Source organism: Rubrivivax albus (assembly GCF_004016515.1).
GTDB lineage: Bacteria > Pseudomonadota > Gammaproteobacteria > Burkholderiales > Burkholderiaceae_C > Rubrivivax > Rubrivivax albus.
Genome location: NZ_SACT01000002.1, coordinates 147,606 through 161,888 on the forward strand (window position 1 = coordinate 147,606; position 14,283 = coordinate 161,888).

Below are 14,283 nucleotides of genomic sequence, written 5' to 3' on the forward strand. Positions count from 1 at the left end.
ATGAACCGGTGGCTGCTCCACCCGGCGGCCAAGCCGGTCGTGTTCCTGCTGGCCCTGTTGCCGTTCGCGACGCTGCTGGGCGGCGCGCTGACGGACTCGCTGGGCGCCAACCCGGCCGAGGCGCTGATCCGCGGCACCGGTGAATGGGCGCTGCGCTGCCTGTGGCTGACGCTGGCGGTAACGCCGCTGCGTCTGTGGTTCGGCTGGACTGCGCTGCTGCGCCTGCGCCGCATGTTGGGTCTGTTCACGTTCTTCTACGCGCTGCTGCACTTCACCGCCTACGCCTGGCTGGACCAGGGCTTCGCGCTCGAGGCCATCCTGCGCGACATCGCCAAGCGGCCGTTCATCCTCGTCGGCACGGCGGCGCTGCTGGCCATGCTGCCGCTGGCCGCCACATCGTTCAACCGCGCCGTGCGCGCCATGGGTGGCCGGCGCTGGCAGGCGCTGCACCGCGTCGTGTATGCGGTGGCGCTGCTCGCGCTGCTGCACTTCCTGTGGATGCGCGCCGGCAAGCAGCTGTTCGGCGAGGTGGCGGTCTACGGCGGGTTGCTGGCCGTGCTGTTCGGTGCACGGCTGCACGCCTGGCGACAGCGGCACCGAGCCCCGGCACTGCACCGGGCAGCCCCGGGAAAAGGATGATCCCGGCACGCATCTGTGGTGGGTACCATCGGCAGGTTCGACCCGGCGTCGACCGGGACCTGGCCATCACCCTCATGGAGACCGCCATGCGCAGCCTCAAGACCCCCCTCGCCCTCGCTGCCGCCAGCGTGCTGCTCGGCTTTGCCGGCAGCGCCTCGGCCCAGATCACGCTGACCCTGTCCTCCTGGGTGCCGCCGGCGCACCTGCTCACGCGCGCCCAGTCCGACTGGTGCGGCGAGGTCAGCAAGGCCACCTCCGGCCGCATCCAGTGCAACCTGCTGCCCAAGCCGGTGGCGCCGGCGCCGGCCACCTTCGACGCCGTGCGCGACGGCCTGGTGGACCTGTCCTTCAGCGTGCACGGCTACACGCCGGGCCGATTCACGATGGGCAAGGTCGCCGAGATGCCCTTCCTGGGTGACTCGGCCGTGGCCACCAGTGTGGCCTACCAGCGCATCTACGAGAAGCATCTGGCCAAGCTCGACGAGCACAAGGGCATGCACGTGATCACCGTGTTCACGCACGGTCCGGGCGTCATCTTCAACAACAAGAAGGCCATCGCCACGCTGGCCGACATGGACGGCATCAAGTTCCGCGTCGGCGGCGGCGTGGTCAACGACGTGGGCAAGGCCATCGGCGCCAACATGACGCTGAAGCCGGCGCCGCAGTCCTACGAGCTGATGTCCTCGGGCGTCGTCGACGGCGTCTGGTTCCCCGACGAGTCCATCGTCTCCTTCAAGCTCGACAAGCTGGTCAAGTACCGCACTGCAGTGCCCGGCGGCCTCTACAACACCAGCTTTGCACTGGTGATGAACGAGGCCACCTGGAAGAAGATCCCGAAGGCCGACCAGGACATCATCAACAAGATGTCGGGCGAGTGGGCCGCGCGCTTCATCGGCAAGTACTGGGACGAGACCGACGAAAAGAGCCGCCAGGTGCAGAAGGAAGCCGGCGTGCAGAGCATCACTGCCGACGCCAAGTTCGTCGCCGACTTCAAGGCCAAGACTGCCGGCATCGAGGATGCCTGGGTCAAGGAGGCCGAGGGCAAGGGTCTGGCGAACGCCGCCGCCGTGCTGCAGGAACTGCGCGCCGAGATCGCGAAGGTCAAGTAAGCCTGCGATGATCACGGCCGTCCCGGTCCCGGCGCGGGCCGGGGCGGCCTTTTCGCATTGATCCTGCCGACAGCACCCCGCGCCATGAAACGCCTCACGACGCTGTTCACCGCGGTCGCCGCCATCGCCCTGTTCGCGATGATGCTGCTGACCTTTGCCGACGTCTTCAGCCGCAAGTTTCTCACCAACTCGATCACCGGCGCGGTGGAACTCACCGAGCTGTTCATGCTGGTGATGATCTTCTTCGCGCTGCCACTGGCCTCGATGGCCGGCGAGCACATCGTCTTCGACCTGCTGGACAAGGCCCTGCCCCGCATGCTGCTGCGCTGGCAGCAGACGCTGTCGCACGGCCTGACGACGGCCATCTTCGGCGGTGCCGCCTGGGTGGTCTGGGAACGCGCGCAGCGCACGGCCGAATACGGCGACACCACCTCGGCCCTGGAGATCAAGATCGCGCCGTTCCAGACCCTGGCCTCGGTGATGCTGGTGGTCACGGCCCTGGTGCACGGGGTGCTCGCCTGGCGGGCCGCGCGCGGTGCGGACCTGCCGCAGCACGACGAGACCGCCGCCAGGGAGGCGTCATGATCGAAGGCCTGCTCGGCTTCGGCGCGATGTTCGCGCTGATGGCGCTTCGCGTGCCCATCGCGGTGGCCATGGGCCTGGTCGGCGTCGTCGGCCTGGGCCTGATGCGCTCCTGGCCGGCGGCGCTGTCCTCGGCGGCACAGGAGTTCGTGGACATCGGCAGCTACACGCTGTCGGTCGTGCCGCTGTTCGTGCTGATGGGCAACTTCGTCACCCGCGCCGGCATGTCGCGCGACCTCTACCAGGCGGCCTATGCGCTGATCGGGCACCGTCGTGGAGGTCTGGCCTCGTCCACCATCGCCGCCTGCGCCGGCTTCGGCGCCATCTGCGGCTCGTCGATCGCCACCACCGCCACGATGGCGCGCGTGGCGATGCCGGAGATGCAGCGCTTCCACTACGCGCCGTCGTTCGCCGCCGGTTCGGTGTGCGCCGGCGCCACGCTGGGCATCCTGATCCCGCCGTCGGTCATCCTGGTGATCTACGGGATCATGACCGAGCAGAGCATCGGCGCCCTCTTCGCCGCCGGCGTGATCCCGGGGCTGGTGGCGGCGGGCTTCTACCTGCTGGCCGCATCGTGGATCACGCGCCGCCACCCCGACTGGGGCCCGCCGGGCGAGAAGGCGTCCTGGGCCGTGCGCCGCAAGGCGCTGGGCCGCATCTGGGGCGTGCTGGCGCTGTTCGCCTTGGTGATGGGTGGCATGTACGGTGGCTTCTTCACGCCCACCGAGGCCGCAGGTGTAGGCGCCATGGGTGGCTTCGTCTTCGCGCTCGCTCGCCGGGCGCTGACCTGGCGCGCGCTGATGGAGGTGCTGGGCGAATCGGCCCGCACCTCGGCGATGCTGTTCACCATCGTCATCGGCGCCTCGCTGTTCGCCAACTACCTGAACTTCACCGACCTGCCCACGGCGCTGCGCAGCTTCGTCGAGGCGATGGACGTGCACCCCGTCGCCGTCATCGTGGCCATCTGCTTCGTCTACGTGGTGCTCGGCATGGCGATGGAGAGCCTGTCGATGATGCTGCTGACGGTGCCCATCTTCTTCCCGCTGGTCACCTCGCTGGGCTTCGACCCGGTGTGGTTCGGCATCATCGTCGTCTGCGTCATCGAGATCAGCCTGATCACGCCGCCGGTGGGCATGAACATCTTCGTGCTCTCCAGCGTCGTGCCATCGATCCCCACCACCGCCATCTGGCGCGGCGTGATGCCCTTCGTGGCGGCGGACGTGATGCGCATGGCGGTGCTGATCGCCTTCCCGGCGCTGAGCCTGTGGCTGCCGAAGTGGCTGAACCTGTGACATCGTGAGCGCCCGTTCGCGGGGACGCCCCCGCGAGTGCGGGAACCACGCACGTCAGGCGCTGCCTAGGATCATCGGCATTCCAGCGATGCCCATGACCATGCAGCACCACATGCCGAACACGCCGCTTGTCGACTCGCGCGAGAGGCTGCGCACCTCGCTGCGCCACCTCGAGGCCGTGCAGGCCGGCGGCCGGCACTGGGCCTTGGCCGAAGCCCACCATACCGTGGCCGGCGCCTATCGCGAGCTCGGCGCCTGGCCGTCGGCGCTGGCCAACCTGCAGGCGGCCCGGCGCTGGGCCCAGGCCGGCGGCGCCCGCGACCTCGACATCGACATCGCCTGCACCCTGGTGGAGACCCTGGCCGGTGCTGCCGACGCGGCCGAACACCAGCAGCGCGGCGGCGGCCGGCCCCTGCGCGAACAGGCGCGCGACGTGGTCTTCGACACGGCGCAGGAGCTGGCGCGCGTGGCCGATGCACAACGGGAGGTCGGCGTCCTGCTGCGGCTGTCCGATGTGCTGGACCGCTTCGGCGACCGCGACGACGCCACGCAGCTCCAGATGCGTGCCCTGCAGCGGACCGTGGGCGAGACGCCGGTGACGACACCGCGTGCGGTCGATGCGGCCGCGTCCCGCGCGCACTGACTCTCTTTCCGCCTGGCCCGCGCCGGCGAACTGCGCCGGATTGCCCGCCCACATCCGGCGGCCACATGCGCATGGCGTTTCCTAGGATCGTCGCCTCCATCCCCAAGGGAAGCCGACGATGCTCCACCAGAACACGCCTGGCGCCGCCCGCACCACCACGCCCCGCCGCCACACGCTGCTCGCCTGCAGCGCAGCGGCGCTGATCACCGCCTGTGGCGGCGGTGGTGGCAGCGCCGATGGCGGGGGCAGCAGCACCCCGCCGCCGACATCGGTCGGCCCCGAGGTGGCCACGGCCTCGTCGTACCGCAACCGGGTCGACAGCGGGTTCGTGCCGGAGGCCTTTCCCGGTGGTGTGGCCTGGTACAACCCGATCGCCTGGGGCGACTTCGCCGGCAACAGCCGGGTCGACATCCTCTCGACCCAGCTGACCTACGACATGGCCCGCCCGATCGGCGAGGCCACGCCGGCGCTGTACCGGTTCTTCGTGCGCAACGGCGGCGGCGCGCTCGAAGAATCGACGACGCTGCTCGACCCCGCCGGGCAGCCGCCGTGCATCCACCCGCGAGCGGTGCGCGCGGCCGACCTCAACGGCGACGGACGGCAGGACGCGTTCATCGCCTGCCACGGCTACGACGCCTCGCCCTTCCCTGGCGAACACAACCAGGTCGTGCTCAGCCAGTCGAGCGGCCCCTATGCCTACCGCGTCGCGAACGCCGGTGACGACGTCGGCTTCTTCCACGGCGGCGCGCTGTTCGACTTCGACGCCGATGGCGCGCCCGATGCGCCGGTGGTCAACAGCACGGCGCGGACTTCGCTCTACGTCCTGCGCAACGACGGCAGCGGGCGCTTCGCCCGCGACAGCCGGTTCACCCTGCCGTCGGTCCTGTCGGGCCGTGCCTACTTCACTGCCGAGATCCTGGACGTCGACGGCGACGGACGCTCCGACATCGCCGTTGGCGGCCACGAGTGGGACCGCGACAGCCGCACCCGCGTGCTGCTGAACCCAGGCAACAACGACTTCAGCGGCGTCACGCCCATCGACCTGCCGGCTGTCGCCGGCTACGGCGTGGTGCTGGACTTCCTGGCCACGTTGGATGGCGGCGAGCGATACCTCTGGGTGCTGCGCACCGGCGGCGAGACCAACAACCAGAACTTCTACAACGGGACGGCCGTGCAGCGCATCCGCTGGCGCGACCGGGCCTCGGAGACGATGCTGGCCAGCCGCGACGTCGCCTGGTCGCAGATGATGGTGGCCGCCACGATCGACGGCGTGCCCGTGATCACCACGCCGCAGCTGCCGGCGGCGTTCAGCGTCCCGCGCTGAACGCCACGCCCATCAGGTCCGCGCCAGCACCGGCGTCAGTGCAACGCCGGTGTGCGTGCTGGCCGCCACCACCGCCTCGGGCGTGCCCGCCGCGGCGATGCGCCCGCCGCCGCTGCCGCCCTCAGGCCCGAGATCGATGACCCAGTCGGCCTCCGCGATCACGTCCAGGTCGTGCTCGATCACGACCACGCTGTGGCCGCCGTCGACCAGCCGGTGCAGCACGCGGATCAGGCGTTCGACGTCGGCCATGTGCAGGCCCACGGTGGGCTCGTCGAGCACGTAGAGCGTGTGCGGCGGCTTCTGACCGCGCCGCGTGACGTCGTCGCGCACCTTGCTGAGTTCCGTCACGAGCTTGATGCGCTGCGCTTCACCGCCGCTGAGCGTGGGTGACGGCTGGCCCAGCGTCAGGTAGCCCAGGCCCACGTCCTTCAGCAGTTGCAGCGGGTGCGCGATGGCGGGCATGCTGGCGAAGAAGTCCACCGCCTCGTCCACGGGCATCAGCAGCACCTCGCCGATGTGCTTGCCGCGCCAGGTGACGGCCAGCGTCTCCGGGTTGAAGCGCTGGCCGTGGCAGGTGTCGCAGGGCACCTTCACGTCGGGCAGGAAGCTCATCTCGATGGTGCGCATGCCCTGGCCTTCGCAGCCGGGGCAGCGGCCTTCACCGGTGTTGAAGGAAAAGCGCGCCGGTCCGTAGCCGCGCGCCTTGGCCTCCAGCGTGCCGGCGAAGAGCTTGCGGATGGCGTCCCAGAAGCCGATGTAGGTGGCCGGGCAGGACCGCGGGGTCTTGCCGATGGGCGTCTGGTCCACCTCCAGCACGCGGTCCACGGCCTGCCAGCCGTCGATGGCGTCGCAGCCGGTGGCCGCCGACTTGCCGCGCGACGACACGGCGGCACTGACGCTGGCCAGCAGCACGTCGCGCGCCAGCGTGCTCTTGCCCGAGCCACTGACGCCGGTGACGGCCACCAGCCGGTGCAGCGGCACCCTCACGTCCAGCCGCTGCAGGTTGTGCAAGGCGGCGCCGTGCACCCCCAGCGCCGGCGCGGCAGCGTCGACGGGCCGGCGCGGCTGCAGCGGGTGGGTCAGCGGCCGCGCCAGGAAACGGCCGGTGACGGAATCTGGCGCCTTCGCCAGGTCCTGCGCCGTACCCTGGGCCACCACCGTGCCGCCGCGGCGCCCGGCACCCGGGCCGATGTCGATGATGTGGTCGGCGCGGCGGATGGTGTCCTCGTCATGCTCCACCACCACCAGGGTGTTGCCGGCGTCGCCCAGCTTCGCCAGCGCACCCAGCAGGATGCCGTTGTCGCGCGGGTGCAGGCCGATGGTGGGTTCGTCCAGCACGTAGCACACGCCCTGCAGGTGGCTGCCCAGCTGCGCGGCCAGGCGGATGCGCTGCGCCTCGCCGCCGCTGAGCGTGGGCGCGGCGCGGTCCAGTGTCAGGTAGCCCAGGCCCACGTCCTGCAGGAACTGCAGGCGGTTGGCGATCTCGACGATGACGTCGCGCGCAATGCCGGTCTCGCGTTCGCTCAACCGCCCTTCGGCCTGCAGCCGGCCGATCCAGGCGGCGGCCTCGGCCACCGACAGCCGCGCCACGTCGCCGATGGGCAGGCCGTCGAACTGCACCGCACGGGCCGTGGGGTTCAGCCGCGTGCCATGGCACTCCGGGCAGGGCGCGTCGGTCAGGCCCTCGACCTCGGTCTCCTCCGACGGGAAGCGCTGCTCGCGGCCGCGGTCGTCGTCGCGCACCGAGTCGTCCAGCGCCTTGCGCTGCTCGCGGCTGAGCGCCAGACCGGTGCCCACGCAGCCGGGGCACCAGCCGTGCTTGCTGTTGTAGCTGAACATGCGCGGGTCCAGCTCCGGGTAGCTGGTGCCGCAGGTGGGGCAGGCGCGCTTGGTGGAGAACACCTTCACGCTGCCGATGCCCGCACCTTGACCGCCGGCGTCCAGGTCGGCCGCCAGACCGTCCAGCGGCGCCAGCAGGTGCAGCACGCCCTTGCCCAGCTCCAGCGTGCGCGACAGCGCCTCGCGCAGCTCCGCCTCGTGGGCCGGATCGACCACGACATCGGCCACCGGCAGTTCCAGCGTGTGCTCCTTGAAGCGGTCGATGCGCGGGAAGGGGTCGGTCTTCAGGAACTGACCGTCCACGCGCAGGTGCGTGTGGCCGCGCGCCTTGGCCCACTTGGCCAGGTCGGTGTAGACGCCCTTGCGGTTCACCACCAAAGGCGCCATCAGCCCCACGTGCTGGCCCTTGTGGTCGCGCAGCAGCTGCGCAGCGATGCTCTCGGCGCTCTGCGCCTTCACCGGCGAACCGTCGCGGATGCAGTGCTGCAGGCCGAGCTTGACCCACAGCAGGCGCAGGAAGTGCCAGACCTCGGTGGTGGTGGCCACGGTGCTCTTGCGCCCGCCACGACTCAGCCGCTGCTCGATGGCCACCGTGGGCGGGATGCCCCACACGGCATCCACCTCCGGCCGGCCGGCCGGCTGCACGATGCTGCGGGCGTAGGCGTTCAGGCTCTCCAGGTAGCGGCGCTGGCCCTCGTTGAACAGGATGTCGAAGGCCAGCGTGCTCTTGCCCGAGCCGCTGACGCCGGTGATGACGTTGAACTTGCCGCGCGGGATGTCCACCGACAGGCCCTTGAGGTTGTGCTCGTGGGCGTTGACGATGCGGATCGCCTCCTCGGCTTCAGCGCGGGCACGGCGGATCACCTGTTGCAGCGGCGCGCCCTCTTCCACGGCGTGACCGCCCTGCCCCAGCGCCTTCGCGTAATCGCGCAGCGCCGCGCCGGTGTGCGACGTGGCGTGCGCCATCACGTCCTCCGGCGTGCCGGTGCAGACCACCTGCCCACCGGCGTCGCCGCCTTCGGGGCCGAGGTCGACGATCCAGTCGGCACTGCGGATCACGTCGAGGTTGTGCTCGATCACCAGCAGCGAGTGCCCGGCGTCCATCAGCTTGCGCAGCGCGTGCATCAGCTTGGCAATGTCGTCGAAGTGCAGGCCGGTGGTGGGCTCGTCGAACAGGAACAGCGTGCCGCGTTTGGCCGCCGGCTGGCGCGGGCCGGCCGCCGCTTCGGCCAGGAAGCCCGCGAGCTTCAGGCGCTGGGCCTCGCCGCCCGAGAGCGTGGGCACTGGCTGGCCCAGGCGCACGTAGTCCAGGCCGACGTCGACGATGGGCTGCAGCCGTGCGACGACCTCGCGGTCGGTCTGGAACCAGTGCGCCGCCTCGGCCACGGTGAGGTCCAGCACGTCGGCCACCGAGAACTGGTGCGGGCCGCGCACCAGCTTCACGTCCAGGATCTCGGCGCGGTAGCGGCGGCCATCGCAGTCGGGGCAGCGCAGGTACACGTCGGAGAGGAACTGCATCTCCACATGCTCGAAGCCCGAGCCGGTGCAGGTGGGGCAGCGGCCGTCGCCGGCGTTGAAGCTGAAGGTGCCGGCGGTGTAGCCGCGCTCGCGCGCCAGCGGCGTGTCGGCAAAGAGCTTGCGGAATTCGTCGAAGGCGCCGACGTAGCTGGCCGGGTTGGAACGCGCGGTCTTGCCGATGGGGCTCTGGTCGACGAAGACGGCGTCGGCCAGCTGCTCCGCGCCCAGCAGGCGTTCGTGCATGCCGGGAGTTTCGGTGGGCTTGCCGAAGTGGCGCGCCAGCGCCGGGTACAGCACGTCCTGCACCAGCGTGCTCTTGCCCGAGCCGCTGACCCCGGTGACGACCACCAGGCGCTGCAGCGGAAACTCCACCGTCACGCCCTGCAGGTTGTGCTCGCGCGCACCTTCCAGGATCAGCTTGGGCGTGCCCGGCTCCACCAGCCGCCGGAAGCCCGCGGAGACCTGCTTGCGCGCGCCCAGGTAGGCGCCGGTGAGCGTGGCGGCGCGCTTGGCGTCGTCGGGCGCGCCGTCGAAGACGATCTGCCCGCCGCGCTCGCCGGGGCCGGGGCCCATGTCGATCAGGCGGTCGGCGGCCAGCATCACCGCCGGGTCGTGCTCGACGACGACCAGCGTGTTGCCGGCGTCGCGCAGCCGGTGCATCGCGGTGACGATGCGGTCCATGTCGCGCGGGTGCAGGCCGATGCTGGGCTCGTCGAGCACGAACATGGTGTTGACCAGGCTGGTGCCCAGCGCCGTGGTCAGGTTGATGCGCTGCACCTCGCCGCCGCTGAGGGTGCGGCTCTGGCGGTCCAGCGTCAGGTAGCCGAGACCGACGTCGCAGAGGTACTTCAGGCGCGTGCGGATCTCGTCCAGCAGCAGGCTCAGGGCTTCATCCAGCGGCAGTTGAAGGCCGTCGAAGAACCGGCGCAGGCGTTCGATGGGCAGCTGCATCAGGTCGTGCAGGGCCAGGCCCGGCAGCGCCTCCAGCTGGTCGCGTGACCAGTCCACGCCCATCGGCAGGAAGCGCCGCTCGGCCGCCAGCACCGCATCGGCTTCCACCTTCGACCCGATGCGCCAGAGCAGCGCCTCGGTCTTCAGCCGCGCGCCGCCGCAGGCGGTGCAGGGGGTGTAGCTGCGGTACTTGGACAAGAGCACGCGGATGTGCATCTTGTAGGCCTTGCTCTCCAGGTAGCCGAAGAAGCGGCGGATGCCATACCACTGCTTGTTCCAGTTGCCGTTCCAGTTCGGCGTGCCCTCCAGCACCCATTCGCGCTGCGCCGGGGTCAGGTGCTTCCAGTCGGTGTCGCGCGGGATGCCGGCCTCGCCGGCGTACTTCAGCAGGTCGTCCTGGCACTCGGCCCAGGCCGGGGTCTGCAGCGGCTTGATGGCCCCGTTGCGCAGCGTCTTGCGCTCGTCGGGGATGACCAGCCCCCAGTCGACACCGATCACGCGGCCGAAGCCGCGGCAGGTCTCGCAGGCGCCGTAGGCACTGTTGAAGCTGAAGAGGGCCGGCTGCGGGTCGGCGTAGCGCAGGTCGCTCTCGGGGCAATGCAGGCCGGTGCTGTACTTCCACGCGGTGCCGTCAGGGGTCGAACCGGCTCTGCCGGGCGACCCCTCCCCCTCGGGGGGCGGCGGCCGCGAAGCAGACGCCTCGGGGCCCGGATCCACGACGAACACGGTGAGTCGGCCGCCGCCGCGCTTGAGCGCGAGTTCGATCCCCTCCATCACGCGCACGCGCTCGGCGCTGCCGAAACGGAAGCGGTCGGCCACCACGTCGAGGATCTTGCTCTGTCCTTCGACACGTTCGGCCTGCACGCGCGTGAAGCCGCTGGCCGCCAGCCACTGCTCCTGCTGCTCGGCGCTGGTGTCGGCCGGCAGTTCGGCCGGAAAGGTGAACACCAGCCGCGGGTCACCGGCCGCTGCCGCACGCTGCTGCAGGTCGGCGTAGATCGTCTCCGGCGTGTCGTGCCGCACCGGCAGTGCCGTCCTGCGGTCGAACAGGTTCGCCGCCCGCGCGAACAGCAGCTTCAGGTGGTCGTTCAGCTCGGTCATCGTGCCGACCGTGCTGCGGCTGGTGCGCACCGGGTTGGTCTGGTCGATGGCGATCGCCGGCGGCACGCCGTCCACCTGGTCCACCGCCGGTCTGTCCATGCGGTCCAGGAACTGGCGCGCATAGGCGCTGAAGGTCTCGACGTAGCGGCGCTGCCCTTCCGCGTACAGCGTGTCGAACACCAGGCTGCTCTTGCCCGAACCGCTGGGCCCCGTGACCACGGTCATCTCGCCGGTGCGGATGTCCAGGTCCAGGTTCTTCAGGTTGTGCTGGCGGGCGCCGCGGATGCGGATGACACCTTGGGACATGGCGACGGGAGAAGGGTCGAAGCCGGAGGGCAATCGATCATTCTAGGAGTCGCCTAGGCCGCCTGCTGCGACTCGGAAAGCGGCCACCACAGCGTCACGGCCGTGCCAACGCCGAGCTGGCTGTCGACCTCCACCGTGCCGCCGTGCAGGCCGACGATCTCGCGCACCAGGCTCATGCCCAGGCCGGTGCCCGGGATGTGGCCGGACGGGTCGGCGCGGTAGAAGCGGTCGAAGATGCGCGCGACCTGGGTCGGCGTCATGCCGATGCCCTGGTCGGCCACGCGCACGCCAACGGCGGGTGTGCCGTCGGCATGACCAGACAGGGTCTGGACATGAACGTCGCCCGCCTCCGGGGAGAACTTGAAGGCGTTGGACAACACGTTCGTCAGCGCCCGGTGGAATTTCGCGGCGTCCACGCACACCAGGGCATCGCCGTGCCGGCATTCGATCTCGACGGAGCGCACCTCGCCGCGGCCGGCCATGCCATCCACCGCCAAGTGCAACAGCGGGCCCAGGGGCTGGGTCTCGCGGTTCAGGTCCTTGCCCTGTCGGGCCTCGATGCGTGCCAGGTCCAGCAGTTCGTTGATCATCGTGATCATCAGGCCGCTCTGGCGGTGAACGGTCTGCAGCATCTCGCGGCGACGCTCCTCGCCCACCGGCCGGTTCAGCAGCAGTTCGGTGAACCCGAACACGCTGACCAGCGGCGTGCGCAGCTCGTGCGCCGCCGTGGTCAGGAACTCAGTCTTCATGCGGTCGATCTCGGTCTCGGCCGTCACGTCCTGCAGGTAGAACACCAGGCCGCCATCCTGGGCCCGGCGCGAGGTCACGCGCAGGAACGCTGGTCTGGGCACGGCCAGCACCAGCTCGCGCGGGGGATCGTCGTCGCTGACGCTGTCGACGAAGACCGGGCCGCCCGCCACGGCGGGGTCGCGCAGGCGCTGCAGGCGCCGCTCCATGTCGGCCAGGCTCAGGCCGATGGCCTCGGTCGTCGACAGCTGCAGCATCGTGCGCAGCGCCTGGTTGGTGTGGGCCAGCATTCCTGCAACGTCGAAGGCGGCCACGCCGTTCTGGCCCAGTTCCAGGATGGTGTCGAGCTGCGCGGTGCGGGCCGCGAGGCACGCCGCCAGGCGCTGCGCGTCGGCCAGCGACGCCTGTGTGGTGCGCGCCATCAGCAGCATGTCGGCCACGCCGTCGTGGCGAGCGAAGTGGTCGAACCGCAGGCCCAGCGCCTGCATGGCCTCGAGCGACGGCAGCACTGGCGAGACCACGAGCAGCACGCCGCCGTCGTCCAGCATCTCGGCGCTGCCACGCAGTTGCAGAAGATGTTTCGCCCGGGCACGTACCGTCACGAGTCGTGTTCCATGGAGGCGGAATTGCTCGACGGAGTCGGCCTCCAGCGGCCGCCGGACCTCGAAGTGCCGGAGCAATGGGGAGAACGGTGCGATGTCCGGCATCGCCTCGGCCAGCGAACTCCCCAGCGAACAGATGCGCAGTGCGCGGTCCAGCCGCAGGTGGAAAGGAAACGCGCGCCCAAAGGCCGCCGCGTCCAGTCCTGCGGAATGCGCCATCCCGTTCGTCCTCAGGCAGTCAACGGCTCGACGAGGAAGACATCCTCGGACGCATCTGGTCCTCGTGTCACGATGTGGCGCACGACGACCCTCTGCCTGAAGCGAAGCGCCACCCCTCGCAGCAAGCCGGTGACCATGGGCGCCAGACCCTCGCGGTCCGAGCCATAGAGCACCCGCAGCACGTCGCCTTCAAGGATCTCGACGCGGAACCGCGGCAGCTTCATCTGGGGAAAGATGGACTCGACACGCCCATGCATGTCATCCAGATTGCCCAGGAAGCTGCGCATGTCGTTTCCGGCTGACTGCATGAGCTCGGCGTAGCCCTCGTCAGCGGTGTACAGGATCCAGTACTCGCCAAAGGCCTCCAGCACCTGCTCCGGCGGCATGCCAAGTTCTTCGCTGACGGCATGCACGAGGGCATAGGTGAGACTGTCGTCGTACGGGCACATGGCCACGAAGCCACCTGGAGCCACGCCGGCACGGGCGCAGACCAGCTGCCAAGCCGGTTCGCCCTTGGTACTGACCACGAGTTGTTCGATGGCGCGGTTCACGAGTCCGTACATGCAGGGTCCTTCGGGCCGTGGATTAGGCCTTGGTGGCGGCTACGGTTGAGGGTGGGGCGACTGGTGCCTGCGGGAACCCCAAGGTGAGGGTTGGGCCATTGGATGGTGCGCTGAGGACCTCGGTCAGACCGCCAGCATCCAACCCGTCGGTAGCCAGTGCTCACCCGAGGCACGTCCGGTGCGGAAATCACCGCGACGGGCCTCCGAGCCAACAGCAGCGCCCGTGAGCAACGTCTCGGCCATACCCGGGAGCCCAGATGCATGGCTGGCTCAGGCGGCGGCCATCAGTCGCTCGATGGTTTCGATCAGCTGCAGCGGACTGAACGGCTTGACCAGGTACTCGTCGGCGCGCATCGCCACGCCGGCCTCGCGATCCCGAGCCTGTCCACGAGCCGTGAGCAGCACGACCTTGACATGCCGCAGAGCCGGGTCGGACTTGATGCGCTGGCAGACCTGCAAACCGTCGAGCTCGCCGGGCATCATGACGTCCAACAGCACAAGGTCCGGTCGCACGGCCTGGGCCATGCTCAGGCCGAAGGCACCGTCGGCCGCCTCGTGGATCTCGTAGTCTTCGAACTCGAGGGTCAGGCGGATGAGCTTGCGGATGTCGGGCTGGTCTTCGACGATGAGTACGCGTTTCATGAAGAGTCTCCGATGGGGACGATCGGGGGAGTGGATGGGGTCAGACGGGGCTGGGCGATCGAAGGGCGCGCATCCTCAGCGCCGCCGGCTCGTGTGCGCGGCGCTTCGCCTGCGCAATGTCTGGCTTTGCCGCGCCGTTGCTGTACGCAGCACCGGTGTACAGGTGGACAAGGACGTTGCGTAGGACATCCCCCATCTCCGCGCAA

At 69.9% G+C, this 14,283-nt stretch carries 10 protein-coding genes; 6 read left to right on the plus strand and 4 right to left on the minus strand.

Going from position 1 to position 14,283, the window contains the following annotated elements; genetic code table 11:
- The 6 genes from msrQ to ENE75_RS06930 all read left to right on the plus strand — a co-directional run bounded on the left by msrQ (window position 1) and on the right by ENE75_RS06930 (window position 5,589).
- Window positions 1-639, plus strand: a complete 639-nt coding sequence (gene msrQ, locus ENE75_RS06905) for a protein-methionine-sulfoxide reductase heme-binding subunit MsrQ (protein ID WP_128197180.1) — start codon at window positions 1-3, stop codon at window positions 637-639.
- Window positions 640-725: 86 nt separating this feature from the next.
- Entirely contained in the window at window positions 726-1,748 is a 1,023-nt protein-coding gene (locus tag ENE75_RS06910; RefSeq protein ID WP_128197182.1) for a TRAP transporter substrate-binding protein, read from the plus strand.
- Window positions 1,749-1,832: 84 nt separating this feature from the next.
- Window positions 1,833-2,333 carry a TRAP transporter small permease gene (locus ENE75_RS06915; protein ID WP_128197185.1) on the plus strand — a complete coding sequence of 167 codons (501 nt, stop codon included), beginning with the start codon at window positions 1,833-1,835 and terminating at the stop codon, window positions 2,331-2,333.
- Window positions 2,330-3,622: a TRAP transporter large permease gene (locus ENE75_RS06920; RefSeq protein ID WP_128197187.1), complete on the plus strand. Its 1,293-nt coding sequence runs from the start codon at window positions 2,330-2,332 to the stop codon at window positions 3,620-3,622. Before ENE75_RS06915 ends, ENE75_RS06920 begins: the two co-directional genes overlap by 4 nt.
- Before the next feature lie 94 nt (window positions 3,623-3,716).
- The gene (locus tag ENE75_RS06925; RefSeq protein ID WP_158288875.1) at window positions 3,717-4,265 is read left to right on the plus strand and encodes a hypothetical protein; all 549 of its coding nucleotides are present in this window, start codon (window positions 3,717-3,719) and stop codon (window positions 4,263-4,265) included.
- Window positions 4,266-4,383: 118 nt separating this feature from the next.
- Window positions 4,384-5,589, plus strand: coding sequence for an FG-GAP repeat domain-containing protein (locus ENE75_RS06930; protein WP_128197192.1), 1,206 nt, complete (start codon window positions 4,384-4,386; stop codon window positions 5,587-5,589).
- A gap of 12 nt (window positions 5,590-5,601) precedes the next feature.
- On the opposite strand, the gene uvrA is transcribed toward ENE75_RS06930, so the two are convergent.
- The 4 genes from uvrA to ENE75_RS06950 form a co-directional block, all read right to left on the minus strand.
- Window positions 5,602-11,304, minus strand: a complete 5,703-nt coding sequence (gene uvrA, locus ENE75_RS06935) for an excinuclease ABC subunit UvrA (protein WP_128197194.1) — start codon at window positions 11,302-11,304, stop codon at window positions 5,602-5,604.
- Between the two features lie 53 nt (window positions 11,305-11,357).
- Window positions 11,358-12,872 carry an ATP-binding protein gene (locus ENE75_RS06940; RefSeq protein ID WP_128197196.1) on the minus strand — a complete coding sequence of 505 codons (1,515 nt, stop codon included), beginning with the start codon at window positions 12,870-12,872 and terminating at the stop codon, window positions 11,358-11,360.
- An 11-nt stretch (window positions 12,873-12,883) separates the two neighbouring features.
- Complete coding sequence (locus ENE75_RS06945; protein ID WP_128197198.1) at window positions 12,884-13,435, minus strand: heme NO-binding domain-containing protein; 552 nt, start codon at window positions 13,433-13,435, stop codon at window positions 12,884-12,886.
- Window positions 13,436-13,705: 270 nt separating this feature from the next.
- Complete coding sequence (locus tag ENE75_RS06950; protein ID WP_128197200.1) at window positions 13,706-14,077, minus strand: response regulator transcription factor; 372 nt, start codon at window positions 14,075-14,077, stop codon at window positions 13,706-13,708.
- Between the last annotated feature and the right edge of the window lie 206 nt (window positions 14,078-14,283).

Excerpts from the sequence above, each read along its gene's own strand:
- msrQ (WP_128197180.1), top strand. The coding sequence starts at position 1 with ATGAACCGGTGGCTGCTCCACCCGGCGGCCAAGCCGGTCGTGTTCCTG.
- ENE75_RS06910 (WP_128197182.1), top strand. The coding sequence starts at position 726 with ATGCGCAGCCTCAAGACCCCCCTCGCCCTCGCTGCCGCCAGCGTGCTG.
- ENE75_RS06915 (WP_128197185.1), top strand. The coding sequence starts at position 1,833 with ATGAAACGCCTCACGACGCTGTTCACCGCGGTCGCCGCCATCGCCCTG.
- ENE75_RS06920 (WP_128197187.1), top strand. The coding sequence starts at position 2,330 with ATGATCGAAGGCCTGCTCGGCTTCGGCGCGATGTTCGCGCTGATGGCG.
- ENE75_RS06925 (WP_158288875.1), top strand. The coding sequence starts at position 3,717 with ATGACCATGCAGCACCACATGCCGAACACGCCGCTTGTCGACTCGCGC.
- ENE75_RS06930 (WP_128197192.1), top strand. The coding sequence starts at position 4,384 with ATGCTCCACCAGAACACGCCTGGCGCCGCCCGCACCACCACGCCCCGC.
- uvrA (WP_128197194.1), bottom strand. The coding sequence starts at position 11,304 with ATGTCCCAAGGTGTCATCCGCATCCGCGGCGCCCGCCAGCACAACCTG.
- ENE75_RS06940 (WP_128197196.1), bottom strand. The coding sequence starts at position 12,872 with ATGGCGCATTCCGCAGGACTGGACGCGGCGGCCTTTGGGCGCGCGTTT.
- ENE75_RS06945 (WP_128197198.1), bottom strand. The coding sequence starts at position 13,435 with ATGTACGGACTCGTGAACCGCGCCATCGAACAACTCGTGGTCAGTACC.
- ENE75_RS06950 (WP_128197200.1), bottom strand. The coding sequence starts at position 14,077 with ATGAAACGCGTACTCATCGTCGAAGACCAGCCCGACATCCGCAAGCTC.